The organism is Streptomyces sp. NBC_00086, from assembly GCF_026343255.1.
Taxonomy (GTDB): domain Bacteria; phylum Actinomycetota; class Actinomycetes; order Streptomycetales; family Streptomycetaceae; genus Streptomyces.
Window position 1 is genome coordinate 4,859,272 of record NZ_JAPELZ010000001.1, and the last position, 17,831, is coordinate 4,877,102.

Sequence of the window (17,831 nt, forward strand, 5' to 3'; positions counted from 1 at the left end):
CGGCGGGGCCGCCGCGACCCGAAGGTGCGACGGCCCCACTGGCGCGGTGCTGTGTCAGCTGGCGCGGTCTGTCAGCTGCCGTTGGAGACGTTGCCGGACAGGACCGGGATGTTGCTGAGGATGTGCGAGAGAGCCTCGTCGCCCTTGGCCTGGGTGGAGTTCTCGGTGCACTGCTGGTTCTGCGGGCTGGACAGGACCGGGATGTCCTGGACGCCGACGTTGACCAGAGCCAGGACGGACTGGACGTTGGCCTTGGCGGGCAGGGCGATGCAGGGCTTGTTGAACGAGCCCTGGATGAGCGCCATCTGCGGGCTCATGTTGCCGTAGGTCGCCTGGTTGCCGTAGATCTGCGAGGCGCCGTTGCCGTTCACGGTGTTGATGCCGTTGTCGTTGCCGATGGCCATGGCCTGCGGGGCCATGGCGGCACCCAGACCGACGAACGAGGCGGCAACCGCTGCGCCGGCCGCAAACTTCTTGATCATGATGGTCCCTTTTTTGCAGGATTGCCCGGTACTCAAGCACTCGGATCAACGGCGCAACGGTGGTTTGGGTTGCGTCTCTTCACTCGTATGCCGAAGTTTCGGGCGGCACGGTTGACGTCAGGCGTTGACGCAGGTGTTGCCGAACGCGGGGTTCAGCAGGGCGATCACGTTCACGGTGTTGCCGCAGACGTTCACCGGGACGTGGACCGGGACCTGGAGCAGGTTGCCGCTCAGGACGCCGGGGGACTCGCCGGTGAAGCCGTTCGCCGTCGCGCCGTCGCCGCCGTGCGCGGAGGCGAGGCCCGCGCCGCCCATCAGCAGCGCGGTGCTCGCGACCGCCAGGGTGGTGCCGCGCACCAGCCTCTTCTTCATCTCCGTTTTTCCTTTCTGTTCGAACAATGGTGCAACCCATAACGACCCGCCCGTCTCCAGGGTGCGTGTTATCGCCCAAAAGGCCGTACGGGCGAGTCCGGCGTGATTTCCCTCCTGACTTCTGACAAAGTTCACTCCTGTTTTGTCCCCTTGATCGAAAATGGAGACAGGGTCATGGGTTCCTCCCGCAGAATCCTCGGCACGCTCGGTCTGCTGTCCTGCCTCACGCTTTCGGTGAACGCGCCCCTCGCCAGTGCGAATGCCGGTGCCGCCGCACCGCCGGGTGCGCGAGGTCCGCAGGTCAAGGAGGCGCCCCGGGTGCCTTTCACCCAGCGTTACCAGGCGGTGCAGCACGGCGGCCTGGTCCGGGCCTCGAACTCGTCCATCGGCTGCCGCGCGGTGGAGTCCGAGCAGGCCGAGCCGTGCGCCGCGGTCAACAAGGGCGCGGCCGGGACCAACGGCGACTACGAGATGTTCTACGACGAGGTCGACAAGGACCCGGACACCTACAACTCCACCCGGGCCGAGCTCAAGGTCCCGGCGGGCGCGAAGGTCTCGTACGCCCGGCTGTACTGGGGCGGGAACCTGCGGGTCGGCGAGCAGAAGCCGCCGCAGGACAACGGCCGGGTGCTCGTCGCCGAGCCGGGCGGCGCCTACAAGGAAGTGCTGGCCGACACGGCGATCGGGCACCGCAGCGACGCGGCCGGCGATGCCTACCAGGCCTCCGCCGACGTGACCCCGCTGGTCCGCAAGGGCGGCGCCGGGATGTGGACGGTGGCCCAGCTGAACATCGCCATGGGGCACTCGGACATGGGCGCCTGGGGCGGCTGGACGCTGGTGGTGGCCTACGAGCACCCGCAGGAGCCGGTGCGCAGGGTCTCGATCTGGGACGGCTTCGAAGGGCTGGCCGCGGGGGCCGGCGAGGCGGCGGGCGAGACGGTGGAGCTCGCTGGTCTGGACGCGGCGCCCGGTGCGCGGGGGCGGGTCGGGGTGGTCGGGTACGACGGCGACCGCGGAACGCTCGGGGATTCACTCACGGTGACCGCCGACAGCGGCCGCAGGGTCAGTCTCAGTGACGGAGAAAATCCTTTTAATGATGTTATGAATTCCACGATCACGGAATTCGGAGATCACTCGTTCGTGCGACAGCCCGAACATATGAATAACCTCGGATATGACGCGGACGTGTTCGACCTGAGCCCCGCCCTGTCCGGAGGTGCCCGCAGCCTGACCTTCGGGTTCACAGGCGAAAACCAGGGTCATTTCCTCGGTGTGCTCTTCGTTCAGACAGACGCGCGCCGCTGAACGCAGGAGACCACTCCACGTGCCGACACAGCCTTCTTCACCTCCTCCTTCTCCCTCCCCTTCCCGGCCTCCGGCCGTCCTCCACCTCGTCCAGCCGGTCGAGGGCGGGGTCGCCCGCGTCGTCGTCGACCTCGTACGCGCCCAGTCCGCGGCCGGCCTGCGGACCTACGTCGGCTGCCCGCGCGGCGGACAGCTCGCGGACGCCGCCCGCGAGGCCGGGGCCGAGGTGCTCACCTGGCGTGCCGGGCGGGCCCCCGGACCGGGCCTGGCCGCCGAAGTGCTCGGCGCGCGCCGCCTGATCGGCCGGGTCCGGCCCGACATCCTGCACGCCCACAGCGCCAAGGCCGGCCTCGCCGGACGGCTCGCCGTCCGCGGGTCCGTCCCGACCGTCTTCCAGCCGCACGCCTGGTCCTTCGACGCCGTGGGCGGGGCCACCGCCGCGCTCGCGCTGCGCTGGGAGCGCTTCGGGGCCCGTTGGGCCGACCGGGTGCTCTGCGTCAGCGAGGCCGAACGCCGCACCGGCGAGTCCGAGGGGATCGCCGCCCGCTGGTCGGTGATCCGCAACGGCGTCGACCTCCGCCACTTCCGCCCCGGCGGCCCGGACCCCGTCCGGGACAAGGCCAGGGCCCGCGCCGAACTTCCGCTCCCCGCCGCCTTCCTGGGGGAGGGGCCGCTCGCCGTCTGCGTCGGCCGGCTCTGCCAGCAGAAGGGGCAGGACGTCCTGCTGCGTGCCTGGCCGGAACTGCTCGGAGCCGTTCCCGGGGCCCGTCTGGTGCTCGTCGGGGACGGCCCCGACATGGAACGGCTGCGCCGCGGGGCCCCGCCCTCGGTCCACTTCGCGGGGGCCGCCTTCGACATCCGGCCGTGGCTTCGGGCCGCCGATCTCGTTGTACTGCCGTCGCGGTGGGAAGGCATGGCGCTCGCCCCGCTCGAAGCCATGGCCTGTGGCCGACCGGTTCTGGTCTCCGACGTCAGCGGTGCCAGGGAGAGCCTCCCGCCCGGCCAGGGACGGCTGTGCCTGGTGGAACCGGAGGACCCGACGGCCCTGGCCAAGGCCCTGGGCGGGCTGCTCGCCGAGCCGCGGCTGCTCGCCGCACTCGGGGAACAGGCCGAGCGGCACGCGCGGATGGAATTCGACGTGCGGCGCACCACGGACGCGGTCACCGGTCTGTATCACGAACTGCTGGGCAGGCCCCGGCCCTTGAACCAGGAGCGCATCAGCCGATGACGATGGACAGCGCACCCGCCCGGCACACCGGGCAGGGCGGTACGGGGCCCGGCGGCATCACCGGCATCACCAGTGGTGCCGGCGTGACCGGCACGAGCACCGCCGGCGCCGCCGCCGCGACCAGTACGGCCACCAGTACCGCCGCCGGCGTCACCGCCGTCCGCCGTTCCGTGACCGCCATCCACCCCCCGCGCGGGCCCAGGGCCGACCGCGCCCGGGCCACCGTACGGCCGGGGCGGGTGCGCCGCCGGGACGGCATCGCCCCGCTGCTGGCCGCCGACGCCTTCGCCGCCGCGGCGACGGTGGCGGCGCTGCCCGGAGCGGAGCTGCCCCTCGGGGCGGCCGCTCCCCTCGCCCTGGCCCTGGTCGGGCTGCACGCGCAGGCCGGGCTGTACCGGCCTCGGCTCGCCCCCTCCGCGCTCCTCGAACTGCCCGCGCTCGCCGGGCGGGCCGCCGCCGTGTGGTGCGCGGCCGCCGCCGTGCTGGCCGCCGCCGCCCCGGGCGACGCCCTGGGCTGGAGCGCGCTGCTCGGCGCCGTCTGCGTCCAGGTCGTACTGGCCTGCGCGGGGCGCGGAGTCGTCAACCAGCTCCGCCGCCGCACCCGCGCCCGCCGTCCCGCCTCCGCGCTGGTCGTCGGACCCGGCGCCGGGGCGAGCGCGGTCGCCGCCGCCCTGCACGGGCGCCCCGAGTACGGACTGCGCCCCGTGGGGCTCGCGGACACCGGGACCGACGGGGAGGGGGCCGCGGGAGTGCCCGTACTGGCCACCCACGAGGACATCCGGCGGGCCGTCATCCAGAACTCCGTCCGGCACGCCGTCTTCACCCGCCCGCCCGAGGCCGACGAACGCACGGCCTCCCTGGTCCGGCTCTTCCACGACCACGGCTGCCGGCTCTGGCTCGCCGACCCGGCGGGCACCGCCAAGGTCACCGGGATGCGCGTCGCGCAGCCCGCAGACCAGCTGTGGGGGTACGCCGTGCAGCCGCTGCTGCCGCGTCCGGGCCGGCCGGTCGAGCGGTACGCGAAGCGGGTCATCGACTCCTCGCTCGCCGCGATCGCGCTGCTCGCCGCCGCGCCCGTGATGGGCGTCTGCGCGCTGGCCGTACGGATCTCCGACGGGCCCGGGGTGATCTTCCGGCAGGAGCGGGTCGGGCTGTACGGACGCCCCTTCACCCTGCTGAAGTTCCGCACCCTGCGCGCCGACGCGCACGAGTCCGCCACCCGCTGGACGGTCGCGGGCGACTGCCGGATGAGCCCGGTCGGCTCCTTCCTGCGCAAGTCCTCGCTGGACGAGCTGCCGCAGCTGTGGAACGTGGTCACGGGTGACATGAGCCTGGTCGGTCCGCGCCCCGAACGGCCCTTCTTCGTGGCCAAGTTCAGCAGCGTCCACCCCGGGTACGAGGCCCGGCACCGGATGCCGGTCGGCATCACCGGCCTCGCCCAGATCAACGGGCTGCGCGGGGACACCTCCATCGAGGACCGGGCGCGCTTCGACAACCACTACATCGACACCTGGTCGCTGTGGCAGGACCTGTGGATCCTGGCCCGCACCGCGGCCTCCTTCTTCCGCTTCCGGCTGGGGGGCAGCTAAAGCATGAGCCTTGCCGCACCGACGTCCCCGACGTCATGGTCCTGCCCGGACACCGCCGATCTGCTGCGCCGGCACTGGCCGCTGCTGCCGCTCGCCGCGACCGTACTGGCCCTGCTGGTCCCCGTGCCGGCGGGTGACGCCACCGCCTCCGGGAAGGTCGGTCCGGCCGACGCCGCCTCGCTGCTGCTCGTCTTCGTCTGCGCGGTCCAGGCCCTGCGGGGCCGGGTCCGGCCGCTGAGCCCGCTGGGGGTGACCGTCCTCGGCCTCCCGGCCGTCGGGCTCGCCGTCGCGACGGTGACCGCGGGGGACCCGTACGCGGCCCTGCCCGGGTTCGTGCGCTACCTCCAGGTGTTCGTGCTGGTCCCGGCGGCGATCGTGCTGCTGGTGCGCAGCGCCTCGGAGTTCCGGCTGGCCGCGGGGTGCTTCGTGGTGCTGGCACTGGTCCAGGGAGCGGTGGGCGTGGTGCAGTTCGCCACCCACACCGGGGCCTCGTACCAGGGCGAGGACATCCGCGCCGTGGGCACCTTCGGACCCGGCGACGTCATGGGCATGGCCACGGTCGTGGCCTACGGCCTGGTCGTCGCGACGGCCGGCGCGCTCGCGCCGGGGCTCCCGGCGCGGGTCCGGCGGGCCTCGGGCGCGGCGGCGCTGGTCCTGGTGCTCCCGCTGGTGCTGTCCTTCAGCCGGGGTGCCTGGATCGCGACCTTCGCCGCGGCCGGGCTGGTGATGGCGCTGGCCGGGATCCGGCGGGCACTGAAGGTGCTCCTCGCCCTGGCCGCCGCCGGGGTGGTGCTCGTGGGCGGCTTCGGCGTCGGCTCCGCGATGGTCGCGGAGCGGCTGAACTCGATCACGCAGGTCTCCGACGCCCCCGACCAGTCGGTCACCGACCGCTACACGATGTGGGCCGCGGCCGGGTCGATGTGGCGCGAGATGCCGGCGGTGGGGGTGGGGCTGAAGGGATTCCCGGCCAACCGGGACTCGCACTCCGGGCTGGCGCTGTCCTCCGGCAGCGACACCGCGGGCGCGGGACAGGGCTACATCCGCCAGCCGCTGCTGTCCCCGCACAACATGTACCTGCTGGTGCTGAGCGAGCAGGGGCTGATCGGGCTCATCGCCCTGACGGGCGGCTGGCTGGCCCTGCTGGTGGCCGGCCTGCGGCGGTGCCTGTCGGGATCCTCCGCGGTACGGGACTGCGGGCTGGTCGCGACCGGCCTGCTCGTGTGGCAGCTCACCGACTTCCTCTACGCGGACATCGGGGGCCCGTCGACCGTCCTGACCGGAGTGATCATCGGCCTGGCGGCCTGGTGGGCCCTCCCCTCCGGGGGCGGAACCGGTGAGCTCGTCCCCGCCGGCCGGGCCCGTGTCGGGGCCCGTGTCCGTGCCCGTGGACGCAGGCGCGCCGACGCGGCCGCCTCCGGTCGCGGTCCGGGCGCGCCCGCCCGGGCCGCGGTCCCCGAGGGTGCGGCCGGCCGGTGACGGATACGACGCCCTGGCGGCGGCCCGCAGCCGCGGCGACCGAGGTCGCCGCGGCTGCGGGCCGTCCGACGCACCCGCCCCTGCCCCCCGCGGCCACCGCTGCGCCGTCCATGGGGCAGGCCGAGATGACGAGCCGCGTGGCCGCCTCCGGCGGGCCGCTGTCCGCCGGACGCGGCGCCGCGCACGTGGGCATGCCCGCCCCCGCCGGCGACGCCGGAGCCGGCCGTGTCGTGGCCACCGGCCGCCCCGGCCCGGGACTCGACCGGGCCGCCGTCGCTCCGGGTCCGGGGCCCGCCGGGTCCGTCGGGACCGCGCCGCCGGGCGGGGAGCCGGGCGCCGCGGAAGCGGTGCGCGGGCCCGTACTGGGCCCTGCGGCGGCCGGGTCCCTGCGGGCCGGGCCGGGCCGGGATCCGGGCGCCGCCGCCGGGCGGGACGACGGCGTGCGCGCCGCGGCCGGGGGCGGGCGCCGGGACGGTGGCCCCGAGGAGCCGGCCGACGGGGCCCGCTCGGGGAGCGGCGGCGCGCTCGCCAAGGCGGCCGCGGTCACCGCCGGACTCACCGCCGCCGGGGCCGTGTTCGGGCTGGTCCGCGACCAGACCATCGCGCACCTCTTCGGAGCCGGGCACGACAGCGACGCCTTCCTCATCGCCTGGACCGTCCCCGAGATGGCCTCGACGCTGCTCATCGAGGACGCCATGGCCCTGCTGATGGTGCCCGCCTTCAGCTACGCCCTGGCCCGCCGGGCCTCCAGCAGGGCCGGGCTCACCCGGCAGGAGGCCCGCGCGCAGGATCCCGTACGCCTGCTCGTGGGGGCCACGCTGCCGCGGCTGCTGGTGCTCCTGGCCGCCGTGGCCTCCGTGCTCATCGTCGCCGCGCCGCTCGTCGTGGGCGTGCTCGCGCCGGGGCTGCCCGACCCCGGGCTCGCCGTCGAATGCACCCGGTGGACCGCTCTGACCGTGCTGTCCTTCGGAGTGGCCGGCTACTTCAGCGCCGCACTCAGAGCGCACCGCTCCTTCGTGCCGCCCGCCGCCATCTACGTGTCCTACAACGTCGGCATCATCGGGACCATGGTCGCCCTGCACGCCCTGTGGGGGGTGCGCGCCGCGGCCGCCGGGGTCGCCGTCGGCGGAGTGCTGATGGTCCTGGTCCAACTGCCCGCCTTCATCCGCAACGTGGGCTTCGGACCGCCCCGGGCCGTGCTGGCTGCGGGTCCCCCGCGCAGCCAGCGCGACCGGGACCGGCCGACGCTGATCGCCTTCGGGGTCATCGCCCCGGTCATCTTCTTCGCCGTGTTCCGCCAGTCCCAGGTGCTCGTCGAGCGGTTCCTCGCCGCCGGGCTGCCGCCCGGGGCCATCTCGCACCTCAACTACGCCCAAAAAGTCGCGCAGATGCCCATGGTGCTCTCCCTCATGATCTGCACCGTCACCTTCCCCGTGGTCGCCCAGGCCATGGCCGGCGGGGAGCGGGAGAAGGCCCGCAGGCGGGTCGAGCAGGACCTCGCGCTCGCCTCGCTCGCCGTCCTCATGGGCACCGCACTCGTCATCGGGTACGCCCCCCAGATCATCCACGTCCTCTTCGAACGCGGGGCGTTCACCCACGCCGACACCGAGGCCACCGCCTCCGTCATGCGGGTCTACGGCCTCGGGCTGCTCGGCCACTGCCTCGTCGGGGCGCTCTCGCGGCCCTTCTTCTCCACCGCCCGGCCCACCTGGTTCCCCGCCCTCGCCATGGGCGCCGGACTCCTCGTCAACATCGTCGCCGGAGCCTTCGCCGTCGGCTGGTGGGGCACCTACGGGATCGCCGCCGCCAACGCCGCCGGCATCTCCACCACCGCGGCGCTGCTGCTCACCGGCCTCGGCTCGCGGATCATCGCCATCCAGGTCCGCCGGGTCGCCATCAGTATCGGCCGGCTCTCCGTCGCGGCCCTCGCCGCCTGCGCCACCGGCTGGATCGCCGGGCCGATGATCCCCGACCCGCTGGTCAGCGCCGCCCTCGGCTGCCTGCTGGTCCCGGCCATGTTCGGAGCCACCGGCATGGCCATGAGGGCCCTGGAGGTCACCGCCCTGCCGGGCCAGCTCGCCCAGCTCACCGCTCACCTCACCTCCCAGCTCACCCAGAGGTTCCGCAATGTCCGCTGACACCGAAACGGCGCCCCGCGCCGCGGCGGCCCCCGCCCGCCGCACCGGCGCGCCGTGGGTCCTGATGTACCACTCCGTCGCCGAGTTCACCGATCCCGCGGAGGACCCGTACGGCATCACCGTCACCCCGCACGCGCTGGAGGCCCAGCTGCTGTGGCTGCGCTCCCGGGAGCTGCGCGGGGTGTCCGTCGGCGAGCTGCTGCGGGCCCGCGCCGCCGGACGGGGCGCCGGGCTGGTCGGGCTGACCTTCGACGACGGCTACACCGACTTCCTGACCCGCGCGCTGCCGCTGCTGCGCCGCTACGACTGCACCGCCACCCTCTTCGTCCTGCCCGGGCGGCTCGGCGTGGACAACGTCTGGGACCCGCTCGGCCCCCGCAAGCCCCTCCTCACCGCCGAGGGCATCCGCGAAGTCGCCGCCGCCGGACAGGAGATCGGCTCGCACGGGCTGCTCCACCAGGACCTCACCGCGGCCCCCGACGACGTACTGGCGCAGGAGCTGCGCGGCAGCCGCGAGCTGATCCGGGAGCTGACCGGGACGCTGCCCGCCGGATTCTGCTACCCGTACGGGCACCTCGACGCGCGGGTCGTCGCCGCGACCCGGGCCGCCGGGTACGGGTACGCCTGCGCCATCGACCCCGGCCGGCTCGCCGGACCCCACGCGATGCCCCGCACCCACATCAGCCAGGCCGACGGCGGCCCCCGCCTGCGGATCAAGCAGGTGCGCCACCAGGTGCGCGAGCTGCGGCGGGCGGTGCACCTGTGAGCCCCGGGAAGGTGCTGCACGTCATCACGGGGCTCGGCGTCGGCGGAGCCGAACAGCAACTGCGGCTGCTGCTGCGGCACATGCCGATGCGCTGCGACGTCCTGACGCTGACCAACCCAGGGCCGGTCGCGGAGGGGCTGCGCGCGGACGGGGTGCGGGTCGTGCACCTCGGGATGCGCGGCAACCGCGACCTGGGGGCGATGCCGAAGCTGGTCAAGTTCATCCGGCGGGGCCGCTACGACCTGGTCCACACCCACCTGTACCGGGCCTGCGTGTACGGGCGCCTCGCGGCCCGGCTCGCGGGCGTACGGGTGAGCGTGGCGACCGAACACTCCCTGGGCGCGGGCGAGATCGAGGGCCGCCCGCTGACGGGCGGGGTGCGCGGCCTGTACCTGGCGAGCGAGCGGCTGGGAGCCGCGACCGTGGCCGTATCGGACACCGTGGCGGCCCGCCTGGAGGCCTGGGGGGTGCCGGCGGGGCGGGTGCACGTGGTGCCGAACGGGATCGAAGCCGTGCGGTTCCGCTTCGACGAGGGCGTACGGCGGGCCACCCGGACCCGGACCGGACTGCCCGAACGGGCCTTCGTGGTCGGCGGCGTCGGCCGGCTGGTGCCGGGGAAGCGGTTCGACGTCCTGGTCCGGGCGGTGGCCGCGCTGCCCGGCGCGCACCTGCTGCTCGCCGGGGACGGGCCGGAGCGGGCGGCGCTGCGCCGGCTCGCCGCGGAGCTCGGGGCGCAGAGCCGGATCCACCTCCTGGGGGAGCGGGATCCGCTGGGCGACAGCACCGACGGGCGGACCCCGGGGATTCCGGCGCTGCTGGCGGCGATGGACGTGTTCGTGTCCCCGTCGAAGGAGGAGGCCTTCGGGCTCGCGGTGATCGAGGCGCTGGCGGCGGGGCTGCCGGTGCTGCACGTCACCTGCCCGGCGATCGACGACCTGCCCGCGGCGCAGGCGCCCGGGGCGCGGCGGATCGGCACCGGCACGGAGGAGCTCGTCGCGGCGCTGCGGGGGCACATGGAGGCCGGCGTCCGGCGGCTGCCGCCGCCCGGGGTGGTGCGGCGCTACGACATCGGCCGGAGCGCGGAGCAGCTGCTGCGGGTGTACGACCTGGCGATGGCCGGCTCGCCGGCCGGGTCCCGGAGGGCGGTGGCGCTGCCCGGTCCCGGCCGGGGGTCTCGGGGCGCCGACCCGGCAGGTCCGGACCGTGCGGCGCCGTTGCCGGGGGCCGGCCCCCGGACCCCTGCTCCTCACACGCCGGAGGTCCTGGATTTGGCCCAGGCCGGCTCGGGCCGTGCGGCGCCGTTGCCGGGGGCCGGCCCCCGGACCCCTGCTCCTCACATGCCGGAGGGGCTGAGTTTGGCCCGGGAGGGGCTGGATGTGCCCCCGGCGGGGCTGGGTCTGCCCGCCGCCGGTGGCGACATCGGCTGAGCCGAACCCGTAGGGGCCCGGACCGGGTCCCGAAGCAAGTACACGTCCACCAGGAAAGAGGCACGCACATGGCGGACACCGCCGACCAGAAGAAGTCCACCCACCGGCGCCGGGTACGGCTGCTGCCGCCGCCCGCGTGGTGGCCGCTGCCCGCCGCCGCGCTGCTGGGGCTCGCCGCCGGCGGGGCGTACGGGGTGCTCAAGGCGCCCGAGTACGCCGCCACCAGTTACGTCGTCGCGGTTCCCGACGACACCACCGAGCCGGCCACCGCCCTCGGCTTCGCCCAGGCCTACGCCCGCATCGCCACCAGCAGTTCGACCCTCGCCTACGCCCAGCCCCGCGCGGGCATCGGCGTGCAGAAGCTGCGGACCCAGGTCCGCGCCGAGACCTCTCCCGAGTCCCCGATGATCGCCATCACCGGGACCGCGAAGAGCGCCGGCGAGGCGGCCGACATCGCCAACGCCGTGGCCGACGCCCTCTCGCTGAGCAGCAACCAGGCCGCCAAGAACACCGGCGTGCAGCTGCTCCTCTTCAACCAGGCCGTCGCGCCCAGCGCCCCCGCCTCCGCGTCCCCCGCCCTCAGCGGGGCCGTCGGCCTGTGCGCCGGCGGGCTGCTGGGCGGGCTGTGGCTGCTGGCCCGGCCGACGGCCGCCCGGCGGCGCGGCGAGGGTCCCGTCGGGGGGCTCGTCGAGGAGACCCCCGCGGAGACCGTCGAGGAGTACGCCTCGCTGCCCGCGCAGGGTGAGCCGGCCGCGGCCAAGGAGAAGGAGTCGGTGCGATGACCACCGGCTCCGCCGGGGCCCTGTCGGTGACGCTGTGCCGCGATCCCCGGCAGTTCGCCGCGCTGGAGGAGCCGTGGAACCGGCTCGCCCGCGCCTGTCCCACCGCCACCCCGTTCCAGAGCCACGCCTGGCTGCACTCCTGGTGGCTGTCCTACGGCAAGGACGGCCGGCTCCGCATCGTCCTGGTGCGGCGCGGGGAGGAGCTGGTCGGTGCGGCCGCGCTGATGCTCGTACACCGGCCGCTGCCGCTGCTCGTGCCCCTCGGCGGGGGCATCACCGACTACTTCGACGTGCTCGTGGCCGCGGAGTGCGCCGACCAGGTCGTCCCGGCCCTGGCCAACGGCCTGCACCGGGCCGCCCGGGGCGCCGTCGTGGACCTGCGCGAGGTGCGGCCCGGGGCCGCCGCGGAGGCCGTGTACGCGGCCTGGCCCGGGATCGGCAGCAAGCTCACCGATTCCACGTGCATGGAGCTGCCGGCCATGCCCTTCGACGAGCTGGTCAAGCGGATGCCCTCCTCCGGCGCCCAGCGGGTGCGGGCCAAGCTCCGCAAGACCGACGCGGCCGGGATCGAGGAGCACGAGGTCACCGAGCAGGAAGTGCCCCGAGCGGTACGGACCCTGCTGCGGCTGCACGAGAAGCAGTGGCGGGGCCGCGGGGTGACCCCCGAACACCTCAAGCCCCGCTTCGCCGAACACCTGACCCGGGCCACGCGGCGGATGGTGCGCGCGGGGGAGGGGCGGCTGGCCGAGTTCCGGCTCGACGGGAAGGTGGTGGCAGCCAACCTCACCCTGCTCTCGGGCGCGCTCAGCGGCGGCTACCTCTACGGCGCCGATCCCGACCTGCGGGACCGGAAGGTGGACGTGGCCACCCTGCTGCTGCGCTACGAGACCACCCGGGCGCTCGCCGAAGGCCGCCCGGTGGTGAGCTTCCTGCGCGGCAACGAACCGTACAAGAACCACTGGCGGCCGCGGACGGTGGTCAACCAGCGCTTCCTGATGGCCACGGCCGCGCTCGCGCCCCTGCTGCGACTGCACGAGTCGCAGGTGACGGGGCGCGAGCGGGCGGTGGACGTACTGCGGGAGGCGTTGCCGGCCGCCAGGGACTGGCGGGCGCGGCTCAACGAACTGCGGGTCCGATGACCCGAACGCCCCGCCTAGAAGGGCCAGAAGCCGGACTCCTTGCCCCAGTCGACCTTGACGCAGACGGACTGCTTGCCGACGAGCTTGGAGAGCCACTCGCCGAAGTTGATCGGCACGCACCACTCCGTGGTGTTGACGGGCGGTACGGACGGCACGGGCGGTACGGGCGGTACGGGCGGGGTCGTCGGCTTGGGCACCGGCGAAGGCACCACGGGATCCGGCTTGGGCACGACCGGACTGGGGCTCGGGCTCGGGACCTCCGGGACGACCGGGCTGACCTGGGGGGACGGGACCAGCGGGCTCGGCTCGACGGGGCTCGGGACGACCGGGCTGGGCTCGGCCGGGCTGGGCTCGGCCGGGCTCGGGACCACCGGGCTGGGCTCGACCGGGCTCGGGACCACGGGCGAGGGCGTCGGGACGACCGGGCTCGGGAGGACGGGGCTGGGCTCGGCCGGGCTGGGCTCCACGGGGCTCGGGGCGACCGGGCTCGGGGCGACCGGGCTCGGGACCGCCGGGCTGGGCTCGACGGGGCTCGGGCTCGGGACCTCCGGGCTGGGGACCACGACCGGCGGGGTGACGACCGGCGTCGGGATCTCCGGCGTGGGGACCTGCGGGGTCGGGACGACCGGCGTGGGCACCACGGGGGTCGGGACGACCGGGGTCGGGACGACCGGGGTCGGGATCACCGGGTCGGGCCGCTCCGGGGTCAGTGCGTCGCGGAAGACCTTCGCCGAGGCCGGGTTCTGCTTGCACTGCCAGACGCCGTGCGGGCAGTAGTCGGTGATGGTGTGGTACATCGGCTTCTGCTTCTGGATCCACTGCAGCATGCGCCGCATGTACTCCGGGTTGTCCCCGTTGCGGAACAGTCCCCACTCCGGGTACGAGATCTCTTTGCCGTGTGCTCGGGCGAAGTCGACGTGCTGCTGGAGCCCGTACGGCTGGCTGATCTGCTCGTCGAAGTTCCGGCCGGGACCCTGGTCGTACGAGTCCATCCCGACGATGTCGACCACGTCGTCGCCCGGGTAGCACTTGGTCCAGCCGATCGCGTCCGTGCCGCGGTTCGGGGTGAAATCGAACTTGAACTTCTGGCCGGGGACGGAGCGCATCGTGTTGACGACGCGCTTCCAGTACGCCTTCCAGTTCTCCGGGTCGGGTCCGCAGCGGTGGGTGTACGTGACCCCGTTCATCTCCCAGCCGAGCACGATCACCGTGTCCGGGACGCCCAGCGCCACCAGTCGTTCGGCGAGCTTCTTGAAGTGCCGGTCGTACTGGCCTTCCGCGCCCGCCCGGATCAGCTGGGCCACCTCGCGGTCGGGGACCCGGTCCTCGTTCCGCGCCTGCATGGGCACGTTGAGGACGAACAGCCGGTCGTCCCGCTGGCGCCGCCACTGCGCCCAGTCGTCGAGGAAGCTGACGTTGCCCTCGATGCCGGCCCACTGGTCACCGGGCAGATAGGTGTGCCCGACCCGGATCTCCTTGCCGCCGAGCCAGTTCGACAGGAACGGGATGCGCGCCACTCCGGGCGGCCCGTAGTCGAGGTAGGCGCCCATGGCGATGTCGGATCCGGTGCTCTGCTCCTCGGGTGCCGCGAGGGCGGCCCCGGTGGCGAGCAGTCCGGCCGTCACCGTTCCGATGCAGGTGCTCGCCAGTCGGCGGCGTGGTCTGGGCATGGCGTCTCCCGAGCTTTCCTGAATCGGTGTGCTTACCAAAGACGTTAGGCATCACATCTGACGAATGGCCTGTCCGGTGACCACTTCCTAGGCCATTCGCACGTGCGCACCCTCCCCGCTTGGTCCGACTAGGTGAAAGACACCGTTCCCATGCACGCGCATCCCAGCCAAGTGCCCGCAGTTCTGCTCAGACTCGATCGGAATCCGTTCCACCACGGAACCCTCGGCGCCGTCAGATCCCTTGGGCGCACGGGTGTGGAGGTCCATGCCGTCGTCGAGGCCGGGGGAGGTCCCATGGGGCGTTCGCGCTACCTGCGCGCCGTGCACCCCGGGCCCTCGGGCGGCGTCGACCCCGAGGCGCCCGAGGCGCTGCTGGAGTGCCTGACCGGGGTCTCCGAGCGGATCGGCCGCCCGGCGGTGCTCATCGCCATGGACGACCTGAGCGCGATCGCGGTGTCCCGGGTCGGGCCGATGCTGACGGATCGTTTCCGGATTCCCCATCAGCCCGACGACCTGCCCGCGCGGGTGGCGGACAAGGCCGAGCTGTCGCGGCTCTGCGCCCGGTGGGACGTACCGCATCCGGAGACCGTGATCCCGGCGAGCGGGGCCGAGGCGGCGGAGGCCGCGTGGCGGCTGGGGCTCCCGGTGATCGCCAAGTGGAGCCGGCCGTGGCTGCTGCCCCAGGGCACGGGCCTGCGCAGCACCACCCTGCTCCACGCCGCCGCCGAGGCGCGCCGGCTGTACGAGCGCTCGGCGGAGGCGGGGAGCCGGCTGCTGCTCCAGCGGTTCCTGCCGGCCGGGCCGGACACCGACTGGTTCTTCCACGGCGCGTTCGCCCGGGGCGGGCGTCCGCTGATCACCGGGTCGGGGCGCAAGGAGCTGTCCTGGCCGGTGCGGACGGGCCTGACGGCGGTCGGGCGGTGGCTGCCGGATCCGGCGGTGGAGGAGGCGGGGCTGCGGCTCGCCGAGCGGCTCGGCTACCAGGGGATCCTGGACCTGGACTTCCGCCGGGACGAGCGCGGCGTCTTCCGCCTGGTGGACTTCAACCCGCGTCCGGGGGCCCAGTTCCGGCTCTTCACCGACGCGGGCGGCCTGGACGTGGTCCAGGCGATGTACCTGGATCTGACGGGCCAGCGGGTCCCGGAACCGTCCGGCGGACCGGGCCGGGTCTTCGTGGCGGAGAACTACGCCCTGCTCGCGGCGGTACGCGGCCGCTCCCTCCCGCGCCGCCCCCCGGCCCCGCCCGCCGGAGGGGGCGCCGGTACGGGCGCCGCGCCGGGGCGGTCCGTACGGACGGCCGCGGCGGCCCCCGCGCGCCGGGGCCGGGAGCGGGGGCGGGTGGAGGCGGCGTGGTTCGCGGCCGACGACCCGATGCCGTTCCTGGCGATGCTCGCCGCCTTCCTGGGGCGGGGTGCGGTCAAGGGCCTGCGGGTGCTGCGCGGGGTCCCCGCGCAGGGCCGCCGGACGGCCCGGGCGGTGGTCCGTGCCCCGCGCCAGCGGGGCCGGGAAGTGCCCCCGCCCGCCGCGGCCGGGACCTCCGGCGCTACCGGCCCCCGGTCCGCACCGCCGGAGGCCCCGGCGGAGCCGGACGAGCTGGTGACGCGGTGACGCGGTGAGGCCGTGACGCGGTGACGCGGTGACGCGGTGAGGCCGTGACGCGGTGACGCGGTGAGGCCGTGACGCCGTGAAGCGGTGACGCCGTAGGGGCGCAGGCCGGCGCGGGGCGCCGGTGGCAGGGGATGAACCATGAGGCTGGAGGGACTGCGGTGACACGGATGGACGACCTCGTGGTGGTCGGAGCGGGGCCGTACGGGCTGTCGATCGCCGCCCACGCGGCCGGTGCGGGGCTCGGGGTGCGGATCCTCGGACGGCCCATGGCCTCCTGGCGGGACCACATGCCCGAGGGCATGTACCTCAAGTCGGAGCCGTGGTCCTCCAACCTCTCTGCGCCCGACGGGCGTTACACGCTGGCCGAGTACTGCGCGGGCCGCGGGATCGCCGCCGAACACGGAACTCCGCTGCCCATCGGGACGTTCAGCGCGTACGGGCTCTGGTTCGCCCGGCATGCGACACCCCCGGTGGAGGAGGCGACCGTCACCGAAGTCACCCCGCAGGGCGGGGGTTTCCTGATCCGCACCGCCGAGGGGCCGCCGCTGCTCGCCCGGACGGTCGCGCTGGCCGTGGGCGTGATGCCGTTCGTCCGGTATCCCGAGGCGCTACGGGAACTGCCCGCGGCCCACTACTCCCACAGCAGCGGCCACCGCGACCTGACCCGCTTCGCCGGCAGCGAGGTCGCCGTGCTCGGCGCCGGGCAGGCGGCCCTGGAGACCGCGGCCCTGCTCGCGGAGAACGGCGCCCGGCCGTGCCTCGTGGCCCGGCGCTCCCGGCTGAACTGGAACACCGTCCCGCAGCCGCTGCACCGGCCCCCGCTGCGCTCCCTGCGCGATCCGCACAGCGGCCTGGGCACCGGATGGCGCAGCTGGGCCTGGTCGGAGCTGCCCTGGGCGGTGCGCCGGCTGCCCGCGCCCACCCGGGAGCGGATCGCGGCGACCGCACTGGGCCCGGCCGGAGCCTGGTGGCTGCGGGAGCGCTTCGAGCGGCGGGTCCCGGTCCTGCTCGGGCACCGGTTGCAGCGGGCGGTCCCGGCGGGCGGGCGGACCCGGCTCGGGCTGTCCAGCGCCGCCGGGGAGTCCGTCGTCCTGGACACCTCGCACGTGATCGCGGCGACCGGCTTCACCCCGGACCTGGCCCGGCTGGAGCTGCTCGACGCGGGGCTGCGGGCCGCGCTGGCCACCGTAGGGGAGAGCGGGACGCCGGAGCTGAGTGCCGGCTTCGAGTCCTCGTGGCCGGGGCTGTTCTTCGCGGGGCTGCTGACCGCTCCCTCATTCGGCCCTTCCATGCGATTCGTGCACGGTGCCGGCTTCACGGCGGGGAGACTGGTGTCAGGAGTCCGCAAGCGTCTGGGGGCCCGGAGCCCGCGGACGGGTTCCACCGGCGCGCCCCGGACCGACCGGGCTCCGACCGCCGGGCACAGAGCGTGAGAGCCAGTCACACGACGTGAGAGGGGTCCGCGATGAGCGATGAGCGCGCACAGGGCCGGGGCTGGGTGAGGATCCCGGCCAGCCGTGCGGAGCAGCCCGGCACGACGAGGGCGGCGCCCCCGCAGCCGTACGGGCAGTCCCCGTACGCGGCGCCCCCGTACGCGCAGGACTCGTACGCGCAGGACCCGTACCCGCAGGACCCGTACCCGCACGACCGGCACCCGCTCGGCCGGCACGCGCAGGCCCAGCACGCGCAGGCCCAGCACGCGCAGGCCCCGTACGACCCCTCGATGATCTACCTCTCCCTCGTCAAGCGCTGGCAGGAGGCCGGACGCACCCTTCCGGGGCATCCTGACGAGGAGTGGGAGCGGCTCATTTCCCAGCCGTGCTGGCCCGGCCGTTAGGTGGTGTGAGTC

15 protein-coding genes are annotated in these 17,831 nt (G+C 74.5%); 12 read left to right on the top strand and 3 right to left on the bottom strand.

Features of this window, described 5'->3' with window-relative positions; translation table 11 throughout:
- Positions 1-71: 71 nt before the first annotated feature.
- Positions 72-482 carry a rodlin gene (locus tag OG276_RS21970; protein WP_266907947.1) on the bottom strand — a complete coding sequence of 137 codons (411 nt, stop codon included), beginning with the start codon at positions 480-482 and terminating at the stop codon, positions 72-74.
- A gap of 117 nt (positions 483-599) precedes the next feature.
- A complete protein-coding gene (locus OG276_RS21975; RefSeq protein ID WP_266907948.1) occupies positions 600-854 on the bottom strand; it encodes a chaplin in 255 nt (84 codons plus the stop codon).
- A 318-nt stretch (positions 855-1,172) separates the two neighbouring features.
- On the opposite strand from OG276_RS21975, the gene OG276_RS21980 reads away from it, so the two are divergent.
- The 9 genes from OG276_RS21980 to OG276_RS22020 all read left to right on the top strand — a co-directional run bounded on the left by OG276_RS21980 (position 1,173) and on the right by OG276_RS22020 (position 12,704).
- A complete protein-coding gene (locus tag OG276_RS21980; protein WP_323182355.1) occupies positions 1,173-2,159 on the top strand; it encodes a DUF3344 domain-containing protein in 987 nt (328 codons plus the stop codon).
- Between the two features lie 19 nt (positions 2,160-2,178).
- Positions 2,179-3,387: a glycosyltransferase gene (locus OG276_RS21985; protein WP_266907950.1), complete on the top strand. Its 1,209-nt coding sequence runs from the start codon at positions 2,179-2,181 to the stop codon at positions 3,385-3,387.
- Positions 3,388-3,389: 2 nt separating this feature from the next.
- Positions 3,390-4,976: an exopolysaccharide biosynthesis polyprenyl glycosylphosphotransferase gene (locus OG276_RS21990; protein WP_266912996.1), complete on the top strand. Its 1,587-nt coding sequence runs from the start codon at positions 3,390-3,392 to the stop codon at positions 4,974-4,976.
- A gap of 3 nt (positions 4,977-4,979) precedes the next feature.
- Positions 4,980-6,452, top strand: coding sequence for an O-antigen ligase (locus OG276_RS21995; protein WP_266907951.1), 1,473 nt, complete (start codon positions 4,980-4,982; stop codon positions 6,450-6,452).
- Positions 6,449-8,590, top strand: a complete 2,142-nt coding sequence (locus OG276_RS22000; RefSeq protein WP_266907952.1) for a murein biosynthesis integral membrane protein MurJ — start codon at positions 6,449-6,451, stop codon at positions 8,588-8,590. The genes OG276_RS21995 and OG276_RS22000 overlap by 4 nt, the downstream gene beginning before the upstream one ends.
- Positions 8,580-9,356: a polysaccharide deacetylase family protein gene (locus tag OG276_RS22005; protein WP_266907953.1), complete on the top strand. Its 777-nt coding sequence runs from the start codon at positions 8,580-8,582 to the stop codon at positions 9,354-9,356. The genes OG276_RS22000 and OG276_RS22005 overlap by 11 nt, the downstream gene beginning before the upstream one ends.
- Positions 9,353-10,783 (top strand): glycosyltransferase, encoded by a 1,431-nt coding sequence (locus OG276_RS22010; RefSeq protein ID WP_266907954.1) that lies wholly within the window; start codon positions 9,353-9,355, stop codon positions 10,781-10,783. The genes OG276_RS22005 and OG276_RS22010 overlap by 4 nt, the downstream gene beginning before the upstream one ends.
- A 68-nt stretch (positions 10,784-10,851) precedes the next feature.
- A complete protein-coding gene (locus tag OG276_RS22015) occupies positions 10,852-11,565 on the top strand; it encodes a lipopolysaccharide biosynthesis protein (RefSeq protein WP_266907956.1) in 714 nt (237 codons plus the stop codon).
- On the top strand, positions 11,562-12,704 hold the full coding sequence (locus OG276_RS22020) for a GNAT family N-acetyltransferase (RefSeq protein ID WP_266907958.1): 1,143 nt from the start codon (positions 11,562-11,564) through the stop codon (positions 12,702-12,704). The genes OG276_RS22015 and OG276_RS22020 overlap by 4 nt, the downstream gene beginning before the upstream one ends.
- 14 nt (positions 12,705-12,718) lie before the next feature.
- Here OG276_RS22020 and OG276_RS22025 read toward each other — a convergent pair whose 3' ends face one another.
- Positions 12,719-14,374, bottom strand: a complete 1,656-nt coding sequence (locus tag OG276_RS22025; RefSeq protein ID WP_323182356.1) for a glycosyl hydrolase — start codon at positions 14,372-14,374, stop codon at positions 12,719-12,721.
- A 150-nt stretch (positions 14,375-14,524) separates the two neighbouring features.
- On the opposite strand from OG276_RS22025, the gene OG276_RS22030 reads away from it, so the two are divergent.
- From OG276_RS22030 to OG276_RS22040, 3 genes are all read left to right on the top strand, one after another.
- Positions 14,525-15,982: an ATP-grasp domain-containing protein gene (locus OG276_RS22030; protein ID WP_266907960.1), complete on the top strand. Its 1,458-nt coding sequence runs from the start codon at positions 14,525-14,527 to the stop codon at positions 15,980-15,982.
- Between the two features lie 167 nt (positions 15,983-16,149).
- Positions 16,150-17,415, top strand: a complete 1,266-nt coding sequence (locus OG276_RS22035; RefSeq protein WP_266907962.1) for an NAD(P)-binding domain-containing protein — start codon at positions 16,150-16,152, stop codon at positions 17,413-17,415.
- A 32-nt stretch (positions 17,416-17,447) separates the two neighbouring features.
- On the top strand, positions 17,448-17,819 hold the full coding sequence (locus OG276_RS22040) for a hypothetical protein (RefSeq protein ID WP_266907964.1): 372 nt from the start codon (positions 17,448-17,450) through the stop codon (positions 17,817-17,819).
- Positions 17,820-17,831: the final 12 nt, after the last annotated feature.

Excerpts from the sequence above, each read along its gene's own strand:
- OG276_RS21970 (WP_266907947.1), bottom strand. The coding sequence starts at position 482 with ATGATCAAGAAGTTTGCGGCCGGCGCAGCGGTTGCCGCCTCGTTCGTC.
- OG276_RS21975 (WP_266907948.1), bottom strand. The coding sequence starts at position 854 with ATGAAGAAGAGGCTGGTGCGCGGCACCACCCTGGCGGTCGCGAGCACC.
- OG276_RS21990 (WP_266912996.1), top strand. The coding sequence starts at position 3,390 with ATGGACAGCGCACCCGCCCGGCACACCGGGCAGGGCGGTACGGGGCCC.
- OG276_RS21995 (WP_266907951.1), top strand. The coding sequence starts at position 4,980 with ATGAGCCTTGCCGCACCGACGTCCCCGACGTCATGGTCCTGCCCGGAC.
- OG276_RS22005 (WP_266907953.1), top strand. The coding sequence starts at position 8,580 with ATGTCCGCTGACACCGAAACGGCGCCCCGCGCCGCGGCGGCCCCCGCC.
- OG276_RS22015 (WP_266907956.1), top strand. The coding sequence starts at position 10,852 with ATGGCGGACACCGCCGACCAGAAGAAGTCCACCCACCGGCGCCGGGTA.
- OG276_RS22020 (WP_266907958.1), top strand. The coding sequence starts at position 11,562 with ATGACCACCGGCTCCGCCGGGGCCCTGTCGGTGACGCTGTGCCGCGAT.
- OG276_RS22025 (WP_323182356.1), bottom strand. The coding sequence starts at position 14,374 with ATGCCCAGACCACGCCGCCGACTGGCGAGCACCTGCATCGGAACGGTG.
- OG276_RS22030 (WP_266907960.1), top strand. The coding sequence starts at position 14,525 with ATGCACGCGCATCCCAGCCAAGTGCCCGCAGTTCTGCTCAGACTCGAT.
- OG276_RS22035 (WP_266907962.1), top strand. The coding sequence starts at position 16,150 with ATGGACGACCTCGTGGTGGTCGGAGCGGGGCCGTACGGGCTGTCGATC.
- OG276_RS22040 (WP_266907964.1), top strand. The coding sequence starts at position 17,448 with ATGAGCGATGAGCGCGCACAGGGCCGGGGCTGGGTGAGGATCCCGGCC.